Below are 13,306 nucleotides of genomic sequence, written 5' to 3' on the forward strand. Positions count from 1 at the left end.
TTCCTTGGGTTCAGGTGTTGATCTCGCAATCGAGACTTCCGGCCTGGTGAAGATGTTCGGCACCAATCGTGCGGTCGACGGGGTCGATCTCGCCGTACCGGCCGGTCGTGTCTACGGCTTCCTCGGGCCGAACGGCGCGGGCAAGACGACCACCATCCGGATGCTCGCGACCCTGCTGCGACCGGACGGCGGCAGCGGGCGGGTGTTCGGGCACGACATCGTCCGCGAGGCCGACGCGGTGCGCGCCCGGGTCGGCCTGACCGGGCAGTACGCCTCGGTCGACGACGAACTGACCGGCCGGGAGAACCTGGTCATGCTGGCCCGGCTGCTCGGCTTCGGGTGGGCTCCGGCGGCACGCCGGACCGACGAACTGCTGGCCGCGTTCGGGCTCGACGAGGCGGCCGGGCGGCTGGTGAAGACCTACTCCGGCGGCATGCGACGGCGGCTCGACATCGCGGCCAGCATCGTGGTCACCCCGGACCTGCTGTTCCTGGACGAGCCGACCACCGGGCTCGACCCGCGCAGCCGCAACCAGGTCTGGGACATCGTCCGGGCGCTGGTCGACTCGGGCACCACCGTCCTGCTCACCACGCAGTACCTGGAGGAGGCGGACCAGCTCGCCGACCGGATCGCGGTGATCGACCACGGGCGGGTGATCGCCGAGGGGACCAGCGGCGAGCTGAAGTCCTCGGTCGGCGCCGGTGCCGTACGGGTCCGACTGCGCGAGGCCGAGCAGCGTCCCGCGGCGGAGCTGGTGCTCACCGAGGCGCTCGGCGTACCGGTGGTGTCGGAGTCCGACCCGCTCGCCCTCACCGCCCGGGTCGCGGACCCGGAGCGGGTGGCGACCGCCCTGGTCGAGCTGAACCGGGCCGGGCTCGCGGTCACCGACTTCTCGCTCGGGCAACCGAGCCTCGACGAGGTCTTCCTGGCGTTGACCGGCCATCCCGCGCGGGAGAGCGCGGACGAGACCACGGCGGAGGTGCCGGCATGACCACCAGCGCGCCGACCACGAATGTTCGACCGGTGAGCGAGGACGCCCTGCGCGCGGTGCTCGCGACCCGGGCCCGGCCACCGCGACCGAGCGCACTCTCCGCGTCGGTGACCTTCGGCTGGCGGGCGATGCGCAAGATCCGTCATGTCCCGGAGCAGCTTTTCGACGTCACGATCTTCCCGGTCATGCTGACGCTGATCTTCACTTATCTGCTCGGTGGCGCACTGGCCGGCTCACCCCGCGACTATTTGCAGTACCTGCTCCCCGGAATCCTGCTCCAGACCGTCGTAATGATCACCATGTACACCGGGATGACGTTGAACAACGACATCACCAAGGGGATCTTCGACCGATTCCGTACGCTGCCGATCTGGCGGCCGTCGGCGATCGTCGGCGCGCTGCTCGGCGACGCCCTCCGGTACGCCCTGGCCTCGGTCGTGGTCCTCGGCCTCGGGCTGGCGCTGGGCTTCCGGCCCGGTGGCGGCCCGCTCGGCGTGCTGCTCGGGGTGCTCCTGGTGCTGCTCTTCTCGTTCAGCCTGACCTGGGTCTGGACCATGTTCGGCCTGCTGCTGCGGACCCAGAACTCGGTGATGGGGGTGAGCATGATGGTGCTCTTCCCGCTCACCTTCGGCAGCAACATCTTTGTCAACCCGAGCACCATGCCGGGCTGGCTGGAGGGGGTCGTGCGGGCCAACCCGATCAGTCACACCGCGACCGCGGTGCGCGGCCTGATGGCCGGCACGGCGACCGCCGGTCAGGTCGGCGCCGTGCTGCTGGCCTGCCTGGTCCTGATCGGGATCTTCGGCCCGCTCACCATGCACCTCTACCGGAACAAGCGGTAGGCGGGCGCGGTCCCCGGCGTCAGATGCCCTGACCGGCGACAACCGAGAGCAGGCGCAGCTTGTCGTAGCTCTCACTGCCCGGGGTGGCGGTGTAGACCACCAGCGACTGGGACTGGTCGGGGTCGACCAGCACCTGGCAGTGCAGTTCGAGCAGGCCGAGCCGTGGGTGTTGGATGCGCTTCGGCGCACAGTACGGGCCGCCGACCGGATGTTCACGCCAGATCTCGGCGAACTCGCCACTGGCGGCGAGCAGCGCTTCGACGATGGTCGCCGCCCCGGAGCCGGCACCCTGGCCGGTGTACGCGCGATGCAGGTCGGACGCGATGAGCCGGCCCTGTGCCTCGTGGTCCTCGGCGGGGTAGATCAGCCGCGCGGCCGGGTCGTTGAACCACCGGTAGTGCCAACTGCGGGCCAGGCCCTGGTGGACGCTCTCGTCACCGAGCAGCGCGACCGAGAGCCTGGTCTGCTTCAGCGTCTCGCCGAGGTCGCTGACCACCTGGGCGGCCACGTCGTCCAGCCCGTCGAAGATGCGCATCATGCCCGGGTTGATGTGGTCGGTACGCCGGACCCGACGCGGGGTCGGATAACCACCGAGACGGAACAGGTGGTCCCGCTCCTCGATCGAGAGGCGTAGCCCACGGGAGATCGCGGCGAGCATCTGCTCCGACGGGTGCGGGCCGCGTTGCTGCTCGATCCGGCTGTAGTAGTCGGTGGACATGTCGCTCAGTGCGGCCACCTCCTCCCGGCGCAGCCCGCCGGTACGGCGCCGCGACCCCCGGGGCAACCCGACGTCCTCGGGTTGCAGCGCCTCCCGCCGGGTACGGAGGAACTCGGCGAGCCTCGCGCGATCCATCGACCTGTCTCCTTCCGTACTCGGGCCCGGGTCGGGTGCACCGTGGGTGCCTCGCTCGGACCGGGCCCGCGTCGGGTTGCTCTCCTCTTTCCCGGCGGCACCACGTCTGGCACAACAGCCCTCCGGCCGGAAGTGTTTCCCGCTGACCTCGACCCTGCCGGCCGCGTCGGTGGGGAACCAGGTGCGGGTCGTCCGGGGACCGGTAGTACCTGGATCGGCCGGTCAGGGCGTCCCAGAGTCGAGTCATGAACACGTCTACCCGGGTCGTGACCGGCCACTGGATCAACGGCGAGACCGTCGCCGGAACCGACCAAAACCCCCTCACAGTCACAAACCCGGCGAACGGCGACATCGTCGCGGAGGTGTCGGCCGGCTCCGCCGCCGACGTCGACCTCGCCGTCGCCGCCGCCCGCGCGGCCTTCCCCGGCTGGGCCGCGACCTCTCCGGCAGAGCGCGCCGCCGTCCTTCACCGCGTCGCCGAGGGGCTGGAGGCCCGGGTGGAGGAGATCGCCACCACGCTCACCGCCGAGATGGGCTCGCCGATCGGCATGTCCCGTACCGCCCAGGTTTTCTTCCCGGTCGCGGTCGCGCGGTCGTTCACCGCCCTCGCGGCCGACTTCGCCTGGACCGAGCAGGTCGGCAACTCACTGGTCGTACGCGAGCCGATCGGCGTCGTCGGCGCGATCACGCCGTGGAACTTCCCGCTCCAGCAGATCGTCTCCAAGCTCGCACCCGCCCTGCTGGCCGGCAACACCATCGTCCTCAAACCGTCCGAGGTGGCACCGCTGACCGCGCGGATCCTCGCCGAGGTCACCGCCGACGCCGGGCTGCCACCGGGGGTCCTCAACGTCGTGTACGGCGAGGGCGCGGTGGTCGGTGAGGCGATCTCCGCCCACCCGGACATCGACATGGTGTCGTTCACCGGCTCCACCCGGGCCGGTAGGCGGATCTCCTCGGTCGCCGCGCGGACGGTCAAGCGGGTCACCCTCGAACTGGGCGGCAAGGGGGCGAACCTGATCCTCGACGGCGCCGACCTGGCCGAGGCGGCCGAGAAGGGGGTGATGATGGCCTTCACCAACGGTGGGCAGGTCTGCGGTGCCTGGCCCCGGATGCTGGTCCCGGCGGCCCGTCACGACGAGATCGTGCGGCTCGTGGTGGCCGCCGCCGCCGCGTACACCGTGGGCGAGCCGACGGACGAGGCCACCCGGATCGGCCCGATGGCCTCGGAGGAGCACCGACGCAAGGTCGACGGTTACATCGAGCGTGGCATCGCGGACGGCGCGACGCTGGTGTACGGCGGACCGGGGCGACCGGAGGGTCTGGAGAAGGGCGCGTACGTCCGGCCGACCGTCTTCGCCGACGTCGACCCGTACTCGACGATCGCCCAGGAGGAGATCTTCGGCCCGGTGCTGACGATCATTCCGTACGCGGACGAGGACCAGGCCGTCGAGATCGCCAACAGCACCCAGTACGGGCTCACCTCCGGCGTCTTCGGCGAGCGTGAGCACGCCCTGGCGGTCGCCCGACGGCTGCGCGTGGGCCAGGTGGACGTCAACGGCGGCCAGTGGAACCCGCTTGCCCCGTTCGGCGGCTACAAGCAGTCCGGCAACGGCCGCGAGTTCGGCCGGATGGGTCTGGAGGAGTTCCTCGAAACCAAGTCCATCCAGCTCTGATCGCGGTGCAAGGAAGGGCCCTTTGTTAACGCTATAGCGTTAACAAAGGGCCCTTCCTTGCGCTAGGGGCGGGTGCGGGTGGAGCCGGCGCCGAGCAGGTGGTCGACGGAGCGGGCGACCAGGTCGTTCCGGACCGGAGGGGCCAGCCCCTCCAACCCGAAGCCGAGGAAGACGGTGTCCGGGGTGGTCACCACGGAACCCTCCTCGAACGCCTTCTGGGTACGCGCCCAGTCACTCGAAGCGGGCACCGAACCGGCCGGCGGGCCGGCGACGGTCCAGCCACCGAGGTCGGTCTCGAAGGACGTCTCCGCGACGGTGACGCCGTCCCGCACCACCTTGGTGTCGTCGACAAAGACGCCCAGACCCTGGGTCGACCAGTCGGAGACGTACGAGATGGAGAGTTCGACCTGCTTGCCGGCGTACGCCGTCAGGTCGACCACCCACTCCTTCCAACCGTTGGACGGACCGGACGCGGCGCTCCAGGAGCCGGTGCTGCCGGTCGGCGAGCAGTCCGCGCCGATGTAGTGGGCGAGGTGCGGGTGCAGTTCGTCCACCAGGCCCTCCGGGCAGCTCGCGCCCGTGTTGCCGTTGGTCTGTCCGTTGGCCTCCGGCAACGTGGTCCAGTTGTCGGTGCCCACCTCGTGCGCCTCGACGAAGGTGAAGTCCCAGTCGGCCTCGGTGTCGTGCGAGACGTAGAAACGTAGCTGGCCGCTGGTCGCCCCGGTCAGGTCGACGGTACGGGTCAGCCGCTTGTACGCCACGTCCGACTGGCCGCTGAACACGTACCAGCTACCCGTGCGTGGGTCGAACGGGGCGGCGCCGGGGCGACCCCAGCCGACCGGCACCGAGCTGGTGAACTGCGGGAACTGGTCCGGCGGCAGGAAGCTCGACGTGCTCAGCAGCGACGCGGTGTGGTCCTGGTTCTGGGCCGAACCGGGCGCGTTGAGGATGCCGTTGAACCCTTCGAACGGGCTGCCGCTGCGGCCGTCGAGCGGGTACGGGTTCCCGTCACCGTCCTGGCCACCGCCGCTGACGTAGGTGTGCGCGCCCAGGTAGTACTGCTGGAAGTCGTTCAGGATCGGCAGGCACGCGCCGCCCGGTGCGGCACACTCCGGCCCCGGACCCGGCAGGTAGTAGTAGCTGCCGTTCACCGACTGCGCGAAGAGCGCGTTCTTGCCGCTGACCAGGACCTTGCCCCCCTCGTTGAGGTAGTCCCGGACGGCGAGTTCGGTCTCGAACGCGGCCTTCGCCGTGGTGCCGGCCACCTGGCCCGGCTCCCGCAGGATCACGTCGTCGCCGGTCTCCCAGACCACCGCGTCGTAGTGCGACAGCACGCCGAGCGGGTGCGGTGCCTTACGACCCCGGGTGTCGAAGTCGTACAGGTCGCTGGTCTTGCCGGCGGCGGTCAGCGCGGCGGCCACCTCGTCGGCGTACTTGGCGGAGGTGCCGGTCTGCACCGGGCTGAGGCCGGTGACATCCTCGACCGCCAGCACCAGCACGTCGCCGCCGATGTCGGTGCTCACCTGGTACGTGAAGTGCTCACTCGCGGTGGGACCGCCACCCTTGGCCCGGGTGCCGGTGAACCAGACCTCCACCCGGTCACCGGGCTTGGTGCCGGTCACCGTGCCACGCAGTTCGGCGTAGTAGTCGTCGTGGGTGTCGCCGTACCGCTCGCCGCCACGCCACTCCTTGACCTCGACGGTCTTCGGACGGCCACCGTTGACGACGTAGTGCATCTGTACGTTCTTCAGCGACCGACGGGCGATCGTGGCCACCGGCTGCCGGGTGCCGTACGAGGTGTCGAACTTGTCGATCTCGAAGTCCGGGGTGCTGCGGCCGACCACGGAGACCGGGTTGTCCGGGCTGGCGGCGGACTTGCCGACCGCGAGCGCGAACGGGATGTTCTTCGCCACCTCGGCGGCGATCAGGTCCTCGTCGTCCGGGAAGTTGAAGACGCTGGCGCAGTCCTCGGCCAGCCACTCGTCGTTCGGGTCCGAGTCCGACACGGTCTCGCAGGTGCTCATCTCCGGGGTGAACCCGAGCGTGCCGTAGCGGACCGTGGCGTGCGTGTCGGTGTCGCCGTTGGTCGGGTACAGCTCGGCCGAGATGTCCGGGTCGTAGCCCGGGATCGCCGGGTGGGCGTCGTCGCCGGCCAGCGCCTCGTAGATCAGGTCGTCCGGGGTCGGGGTCTCGACCTGCCAGCCCACGCCGTAGAGCAGCAGCTCGGCGGCGGAGTGGTAGTTGATGTAGTACTCGAAGCCGACCCGGCGGAACAGTCCGTCCAGCGCCTTGGTCTCCGGCTCGGAGTTCGGCCCCGAGCCTCGGTAGGTCTCGCTGGACGGGTCCGGCGAGGAGCCCTCGTTGTCGTAACCCCACTTGTAGGAGAAGTTGCGGTTCAGGTCCACCCCGTCGCCAGCGGTGATCTTGCCGTCGCCGTTGTTGTCACGCAGGTTCTTGCGCCACAACCGGTTGTCCGGGGTGAAGGTGAAGTCGTAGCCGTCCGGGTTCGACACCGGGAGGAACCACAGCTCGGTGGTGTCGACCAGCCGGGTGATCTCCGGGTCGGTGCCGTAGTTGTCCAGCACGTGGTGCATCAGCCGGCGGACCATCTCCGGCGTGATCCACTCACGGGCGTGCTGGTTGCCGCCGTAGAGCACGGCCGGGCGCTTGCCGTCCTCGACGTTCTTGGCGTTCTTGGTCACCTTGACCGCGAGGATCGGCTTGCCCTGGACGGACCTGCCGATCGTCTCGACCTTGGTCAGCTTCGGGAACCGGGCCGCGGTCGAGGTGATCTCGTCCCGGATGCCGCCCGGCTCGCTGTACGACCGGTACGCCGTCCAGCCCTTCGACGTCTGCTCCCGCAGTGCCCGGGAAGCCTCCTTGCCGCGTACCTTCTTCACCGAGAGCGGAACGCCCTTGGCGGCCAGCTTGGCGGCCTGCTCCCTGGTGAGCACCACCTGTACGGCGGACCTGCCGGCCTGGTCGACCTCGCCGATCGCGTGGCCGACGTCCACACCGTTGTTCCGGAGCACGTCGATCTGCTTGGCGTCGGCCGAGCCGACGTACACCTCCAGGTTGCCCTGTCCACCGGACGGCGCGGCCGGTGGGGCCGCGACGACCGGCGTGGTCATTACCATCACGCCGACCAATGTGAACACGCCGGCTATCGCCAGCCGTGTTTTGCGCATTGCGCCCCCTCGTTCGAAGGATCTCTACGCGCGAGCCTGCTGCGCCAGCTCAAACGTGTCAATGATTCGATCGGCTGTTGTACGGAGCCGGGTCAGCGGGCCGGAGATGGCTGCGGCGACGTGGTGTTCCGTGCGGCCAGGATGTCCTCGTACAGGCCGACCTTGTGGCTGATCAGATCGAGGCAGCGGGTCAGCTCCGCGATCTGTCCGGACACCACGTCGCGGTGCTGGCGCATGAGGGTGAGCCGCTCCTCCTCGTTGCCGGTGCCCTGCCGGACCAGTTCGGTGTAGCGACGGATCGTCGGCAGCGGCATGCCGGAGGCGCGCAGGATGATGCAGACCCGCAGCCAGTCCACGTCGTACTCGGCGTAGACCCGCCGGCCGGCGCCGTCGCGGCGTACCGGCTTGGTCAGGATGCCCTCGCGCTCGTAGAAGCGGAGCGTGTGCGCGCTCAGGCCGGTGCGTTCGGCGACCTGTCCGATGGTCAGACCGGGATTCTCCACCGGGTCAAGGGTACGAGCGACCCGTGGGCTTGACCTAGAGTCGGCTCTAGCTCATAGCGTACGTTCCATGCGTTATCGATATCTCGGTGGCACCGGCATCGAAGTCTCCGTCCACTGTCTCGGCGCGATGATGTTCGGCTCGGTCGGCAACCCGGACCACGAGGAGAGCATCCGGATCATCCACGCCGCACTCGACCAGGGCGTCAACTTTGTCGACACCGCCGACATGTACTCGGCCGGCGAGTCCGAGGAGATCGTGGGCAAGGCCCTGCGGGGGCGGCGCGACGAGGCGGTGCTCGCCACGAAGGTGCACTTCCCGATGGGGGAGGGGCGCAACCGGGGCGGCAACTCGCGACGCTGGATCCTGCACGAGGTGGAGCAGAGCCTGCGCCGGCTGCGCACCGACTGGATCGACCTCTACCAGGTCCACCGACCCGACCACAGCACCGACGTCGAGGAGACCCTGTCGGTCCTGACCGACCTGGTCAGTCAGGGAAAGATCCGCGCCTTCGGCTGCTCGACCTTCCCGGCGGAGGAGATTGTCGAGGCGTGGCACGTCTCCGAGCGGCGCTCCCTCGGACGGTTCCGGACCGAGCAGCCGCCGTACTCCATCCTGGCCCGGGGGATCGAGACGTCGGTTCTCCCGGTCTGCCAGCGGTACGGCATGGGCGTGCTGGTCTGGAGTCCGCTCGCCTCGGGCTTCCTCACCGGTCGCTACCGCAAGGGGCAGCCGGTCGACCTCAGCACCGGCCGCCCGTCGATCATGCCGGCCCGCTTCGACCCGTCCATCCCGGTCAACGTCACCAAGCTGGAGATCGTCGAGCAACTGGTCGAGGTGGCCGACGGCATCGGCGCCACCCTGCCCGAGCTGGCCCTCGCCTTCACCGTGGCGCACCCCGCCGTAACCTCGGCGATCATCGGCCCCCGGACGATGGAACAGCTCGACGCCGCACTCAAGGGCGCCGCGCTCGCCCTGGACGACCACACCCTCGACCGGATCGACCAGATCGTGCCGCCCGGCACCAACGTCTACCAGCCCGACGGTGCCTGGCGTCCGCCGACGCTGACCGACCCGGCCCGCCGACGGCGACCCCTGGCCGACCGCGCCGCCGGTTAGGCCCGAGTCATCGGCGCGAAAATCCGGGGGTACGACCGCCGTCACGAGCCGGGGCACGGCCGGCGCCGGCCACGCCCCGGCGAACCTGGACTGCGGTCGTGATCCGGGGACTGCTGCTCGACTTCTACGGCACCGTGGTCGAGGACGACGAGACCATCATGGACACGATCGCGGGTCGGGTGGCGGCCGGTGCGTCGGCGCCCGTCACCGCCCGCGAGGTGGCGGCGGCGTGGAATCGGGAGTACGAGGCGGAAGCCGACCTGACCCCGTTCCGAACCCTGCGGCAGAGCGCGCGAGGCGGTCTAGCCACGGTGATGGCGCAGGTCGGTTACGCCGGTGACCCGGTCGAGGTGCTCTGCGCGCCGCAGTTCGCGTACTGGCGGTCGCCGCCGCTGCGACCCGGGACCGGCGAGTTCCTGTCCCGGGTCACGGTGCCGATCTGTCTGGTGTCCGATGCCGACCGGGCCGACCTTCGGGCGGCGACGGCTCACCACGGCCTGACCTTCGACGCCGTGGTGAGCAGCGAGGACGTGGGCGCGTACAAGCCGGACCGGTTGATGTTCACCCGGGCGCTGACCGAACTGGGGTTGGCGACGGACGAGGTGCTGCACGTCGGCGACTCGCTCGCCCACGACGTCCGGGGAGCAGCCGCCGCCGGCATCCGCGCGGTCTGGGTCAACCGCCGGGGCGGCGAGCTGCCCCCGGACGTGCCGGTCGCGTACGAGATCGCGGATCTCGCCGCGCTGCCCGCCCTGCTGGACGACCTCGGCGGGCAGGGGTAGCACCGAGGTTGTCAGCCCGCGATCAGTTCGAAGGAGCGGATCCGGTCGTGCGGGTCGTAGACCATCGTCTCCAGCATCAGCTCGTCCGCACCGGTCCGTTGTACCAGGTCGGTGAGCTGTGCCCGGACCGTCTCCGGCGAGCCCAGTGCGTAGCTGTCGCGGATCTGCCGGACCGTCCGCCACTCGTCCGCCGTGTACGGGTAGCCCGCCGCCGTGTCCCCGCTCGGCAGCGGCAGCACCTTGCGGTCGCGGATCCGCAACCGGGTCAGCAGACTGGGCTGGGCCAGGCGTTCGGCCCGCTCGTCGGTCTCGGCGCAGATCGCGGCGAGCGCGACCATCAGGTACGGACGGTCCAGCCGGCCCGACGGCCGGAAGTTCTCCCGGTAGGCGGTGACGGCCTCGGTGAGGTTGTCCGGCCGGATGTGCTGGGCGAAGGCGAACGGCAGCCCGAGCCGTGCCGCCAGCATCGCGCCACCGGCGCTCGACCCGAGCAGCCAGACCTCCGGCTGCCGGTCGGCGAGCAGTTCGAGCAGGGTGTCGAGGTCCCGCTCGTACGATTCGGGTTCGAGCGGCACGCCCCGGCGCAGCAGGGCGGCGGTGGCCGGGTCGGTGCCCGGCCCCCGCCCCAGTCCCAGGTCGATCCGGCCGGGGTGGAACGCCTCCAACATGTCGAACTGCTCCGCGACCACCAGCGGTGGATGGTTCGGCAGGATGACCGCGCCGGAGCCGACCCGGATCCGCTCGGTGGCGGCGGCGAGTCGGGCGATCAACACGGCCGGCGCGGAGCTGGCCACGGTCGGGGCGTTGTGGTGCTCGGCCACCCAGTAGCGGTGGTAACCGAGCTGGTCGACCCGCCGGGCGAGGGTGACCGCCTCGCGCAGGGCGTCGGCGGCGGTCCCGTCCTCCCGCACGGTGGTCAGGTCGAACACGGAAAGGGGTACGTCCACCCCGGGCAACCGACCGGCGGTCGTCTCAGGCTTCTCCACCGTCGCGCCCCTTCGTGTCCCGGTCGTGCTCGGCTGGCGTACGCAGGACGGCGAACGCGGTCGGGGTGCGAACCTCGAAGCCGAGCTTCTCGTACAGCCGGAGCGCGTCGGCGTTCTCCGTCGAGACGTGCAGGAACGCCGCCTCGCCGCGTTGTTGCCGGATCTGCGCCACCAGCGCCCGTACCAGGCGGCTGGCCAGTCCCCGGCCCCGGTGCCCGGGATCGGTGCCGACGGTGCTGATCTCGGTCCAGCCGGGCACCCGCAGGCGTACGCCGGCCATCGCGACGAGGACACCGTCCCGGCGGATGCCGAGGTGCGTGCCCAGTTCGACCGCACGCGCGGTGAACTGTCCCAGCCCGGTACGCGCCACCAGGTCGGACATCTCCGGTACGTCGGCGGCGGTGAGCGTCACCGCCTCGCTCTCCTCGGCGCCCTCGACGGCCACGTCGACCAGTTGCAGCCCGTCGCCGCGCCACATGGTCTCCCAGCCGTCGGGCAGCGCGAGCCCGACTCCGGCCACCGTCACCGGCGTCCCCGCCCCGGCCAGTTGCCGCAGGTCGTGCCAGGCCCGGTCGTCGGCCCAGTCGGCGACGGCGGCCAGTGGCGCGACCCCGGAACGGTAGCGGGCCGCCCGTCCGAGGGTGTCGGCGAATTGGGCGTGCGGACCGGTCAGGGCCGCCCATGCCACGTTGTCTGGTATATCGGCTTCAGTGGCGTTGACCGCCATCGCTGCTATCCTTCCTGCTCAGGACGTTGTCCGGTGGACAACCTTGTCCAGTGGACAAGAGTAACCGACGGATCAGAATCGGCCGTACGGCTGCTCGGGTACCCGTCTCACGTAGAGTTGCCCGCCGGGTGACCAGCGTCAGCGGCAGCGGGTCGCGCGGGCCGCAAACCGGTCACGGGTAGCGAACCCGGTCACGGACGGCAGGGCCGGCGAGGGAGGTGGCGGTGGGCACAACCCGGGGCGAGGTTGTCTCGGCCGCGTTGCAGATCCTCGACGAGCGGGGCCTGGACGGACTCACCATGCGCGCGGTCGCCGAGCGGCTGGGCGTGCAGCACAACACCGTACGGTGGCACGCCGCGAGCAAGGGGCGCCTGCTGGAACTGGCCTCCGACGAACTGCTCGCGCACTGTGCCGACGAGCCGCTGCCGCGGCCGTGGGACGAGCGGATCTGGGAGTTGAGCCAGCGGCTCCGGGCGGCGCTGCTCTCGCGTCGCGACGGGGCCAGGATGATCACCGTCGCCTGTGGCCCCGACCCGCACTCGTTGCGTTACGCCGAGGCGGTGGTCTCCACGCTGATCGGGGCCGGCTTCGACGGCCGGACCGCCTCCTGGGCGCACTGGACGATCTTCTACCTGACCCTCGGCATCGCGCAGGAACAGCAGGTGTCCAGGGATTCGACCGGTGCGGTGATCACCGCCGACCAGGTTCCGGCCGAGCGGTACCCGACGTTGGCCGCGACGCTCGCGCACATCGGCCCCGGCGACTTCGACCAGCGTTTCGACTTCGGCCTCGGCCTGATCCTCGACTCCCTGAGGGCCCGGCTGGCCGCCCGGTCGGGGACGAACTGAACGCGCCTACCGAGCGCGTCTCAGGCGGGGGTCGCGGGCGTACGGACGGCGGCGAAGGTGATCGCGGTACGGACCTTGAAACCCATCGACTCGTACAGCCGGATGGCGTTGACGTTGCTCGCCGCCGCATGCAGGAACGGCGTCTCGCCCCGATCGCGGATGCCGGCCGCCACCGCCTTGACCAGGCGGCTGCCGAGCCCCTGGCCGCGATGAGCCGGGTCGGTGCAGACCGCGCTGATCTCGGTCAGGCCGGGCACCCGCAGCCGTTCGCCCGCCATCGCGACGAGCGCGCCGTCACGGCGAATCCCCAGGTACGTGCCGAGTTCGATGGTGCGTGCGGCGAACGGTCCCGGCTCGGTCCGCGCCACCAGGTCGAGCATCTCCGGTACGTCCTCGGCGGTGAGCCGTACGGCCTCGTCGTCGTGCGCGGCGTCCATCGCCACGTCGACCATCTGCACGCCGTCGGCGTGCCAGACCATCTCCCAGCCCTCGGGCAGGACGAGGCCGACACCGGCGCTGACGACCTGCTCGCCCGGTCCGGCCAGCCGGGCAAGATCGGCCCAGGCCCGCTCGTCGGTCCAGTCGGAGACCGCCGCGAACGGCGACACCTCGGGCTGGAAGCGGGCCGCCCGGCCGTGCGAGATCGCGAAGCGGGCGTGGCGACCGGCCAGGGCGGTCCAGAACGGGTTGTCCGAGATGTCGTGTTGATCCGGCATGAGCCCCATCCCCGTTGTTTCTCCCGCCGACCTGGTGTGCCGTACCGGTGAGTCCGGCTCGGCAGCGTCGACGACCGGCG

At 70.5% G+C, this 13,306-nt stretch carries 12 protein-coding genes; 6 read left to right on the plus strand and 6 right to left on the minus strand.

Annotation, left to right across the window (positions count from 1 at the left end; translation table 11 throughout):
• Positions 1 to 52: 52 nt before the first annotated feature.
• Both ACI2K4_RS10710 and ACI2K4_RS10715 read left to right on the plus strand, forming a co-directional pair.
• On the plus strand, positions 53 to 991 hold the full coding sequence (locus ACI2K4_RS10710; protein ID WP_404510219.1) for an ATP-binding cassette domain-containing protein: 939 nt from the start codon (positions 53 to 55) through the stop codon (positions 989 to 991).
• Positions 988 to 1,833, plus strand: coding sequence for an ABC transporter permease (locus ACI2K4_RS10715; protein WP_404510220.1), 846 nt, complete (start codon positions 988 to 990; stop codon positions 1,831 to 1,833). The genes ACI2K4_RS10710 and ACI2K4_RS10715 overlap by 4 nt, the downstream gene beginning before the upstream one ends.
• A gap of 19 nt (positions 1,834 to 1,852) precedes the next feature.
• Here ACI2K4_RS10715 and ACI2K4_RS10720 read toward each other — a convergent pair whose 3' ends face one another.
• A complete protein-coding gene (locus tag ACI2K4_RS10720; protein WP_404510221.1) occupies positions 1,853 to 2,686 on the minus strand; it encodes a helix-turn-helix transcriptional regulator in 834 nt (277 codons plus the stop codon).
• 245 nt (positions 2,687 to 2,931) lie between these two features.
• Between ACI2K4_RS10720 and ACI2K4_RS10725 the strand changes: the two genes are divergently transcribed.
• Entirely contained in the window at positions 2,932 to 4,359 is a 1,428-nt protein-coding gene (locus ACI2K4_RS10725) for an aldehyde dehydrogenase family protein (protein ID WP_404510222.1), read from the plus strand.
• Between the two features lie 62 nt (positions 4,360 to 4,421).
• Here the strand turns inward: ACI2K4_RS10725 and ACI2K4_RS10730 are convergent, their stop codons facing one another.
• Positions 4,422 to 7,547, minus strand: a complete 3,126-nt coding sequence (locus tag ACI2K4_RS10730) for a M14 family zinc carboxypeptidase (protein WP_404510223.1) — start codon at positions 7,545 to 7,547, stop codon at positions 4,422 to 4,424.
• 92 nt (positions 7,548 to 7,639) lie between these two features.
• Entirely contained in the window at positions 7,640 to 8,050 is a 411-nt protein-coding gene (locus ACI2K4_RS10735) for a MerR family transcriptional regulator (RefSeq protein ID WP_404510224.1), read from the minus strand.
• Positions 8,051 to 8,117: 67 nt separating this feature from the next.
• Here ACI2K4_RS10735 and ACI2K4_RS10740 point away from each other — a divergent pair, with 67 nt between their 5' ends.
• On the plus strand, positions 8,118 to 9,167 hold the full coding sequence (locus ACI2K4_RS10740) for an aldo/keto reductase (protein WP_404510225.1): 1,050 nt from the start codon (positions 8,118 to 8,120) through the stop codon (positions 9,165 to 9,167).
• 98 nt (positions 9,168 to 9,265) lie between these two features.
• The gene (locus ACI2K4_RS10745; RefSeq protein WP_404510226.1) at positions 9,266 to 9,949 is read left to right on the plus strand and encodes an HAD family hydrolase; all 684 of its coding nucleotides are present in this window, start codon (positions 9,266 to 9,268) and stop codon (positions 9,947 to 9,949) included.
• 11 nt (positions 9,950 to 9,960) lie between these two features.
• Here the strand turns inward: ACI2K4_RS10745 and ACI2K4_RS10750 are convergent, their stop codons facing one another.
• Positions 9,961 to 10,935, minus strand: coding sequence for an LLM class flavin-dependent oxidoreductase (locus tag ACI2K4_RS10750; protein ID WP_404510227.1), 975 nt, complete (start codon positions 10,933 to 10,935; stop codon positions 9,961 to 9,963).
• Positions 10,922 to 11,623 carry a GNAT family N-acetyltransferase gene (locus tag ACI2K4_RS10755; protein WP_404510228.1) on the minus strand — a complete coding sequence of 234 codons (702 nt, stop codon included), beginning with the start codon at positions 11,621 to 11,623 and terminating at the stop codon, positions 10,922 to 10,924. Before ACI2K4_RS10755 ends, ACI2K4_RS10750 begins: the two co-directional genes overlap by 14 nt.
• Before the next feature lie 263 nt (positions 11,624 to 11,886).
• On the opposite strand from ACI2K4_RS10755, the gene ACI2K4_RS10760 reads away from it, so the two are divergent.
• Entirely contained in the window at positions 11,887 to 12,510 is a 624-nt protein-coding gene (locus ACI2K4_RS10760) for a TetR/AcrR family transcriptional regulator C-terminal domain-containing protein (protein ID WP_404510229.1), read from the plus strand.
• 20 nt (positions 12,511 to 12,530) lie between these two features.
• On the opposite strand, the gene ACI2K4_RS10765 is transcribed toward ACI2K4_RS10760, so the two are convergent.
• Complete coding sequence (locus tag ACI2K4_RS10765; protein WP_404510230.1) at positions 12,531 to 13,226, minus strand: GNAT family N-acetyltransferase; 696 nt, start codon at positions 13,224 to 13,226, stop codon at positions 12,531 to 12,533.
• Positions 13,227 to 13,306: the final 80 nt, after the last annotated feature.

This window comes from Micromonospora sp. NPDC050397, assembly GCF_044901685.1.
GTDB lineage: Bacteria > Actinomycetota > Actinomycetes > Mycobacteriales > Micromonosporaceae > Micromonospora_G.

Coding starts and splice junctions, on each gene's coding strand:
- ACI2K4_RS10715 (WP_404510220.1), top strand. CDS start 988: ATGACCACCAGCGCGCCGACCACGAATGTTCGACCGGTGAGCGAGGAC.
- ACI2K4_RS10725 (WP_404510222.1), top strand. CDS start 2,932: ATGAACACGTCTACCCGGGTCGTGACCGGCCACTGGATCAACGGCGAG.
- ACI2K4_RS10765 (WP_404510230.1), bottom strand. CDS start 13,226: ATGCCGGATCAACACGACATCTCGGACAACCCGTTCTGGACCGCCCTG.
- ACI2K4_RS10710 (WP_404510219.1), top strand. CDS start 53: ATGTTCGGCACCAATCGTGCGGTCGACGGGGTCGATCTCGCCGTACCG.
- ACI2K4_RS10720 (WP_404510221.1), bottom strand. CDS start 2,686: ATGGATCGCGCGAGGCTCGCCGAGTTCCTCCGTACCCGGCGGGAGGCG.
- ACI2K4_RS10740 (WP_404510225.1), top strand. CDS start 8,118: ATGCGTTATCGATATCTCGGTGGCACCGGCATCGAAGTCTCCGTCCAC.
- ACI2K4_RS10730 (WP_404510223.1), bottom strand. CDS start 7,547: ATGCGCAAAACACGGCTGGCGATAGCCGGCGTGTTCACATTGGTCGGC.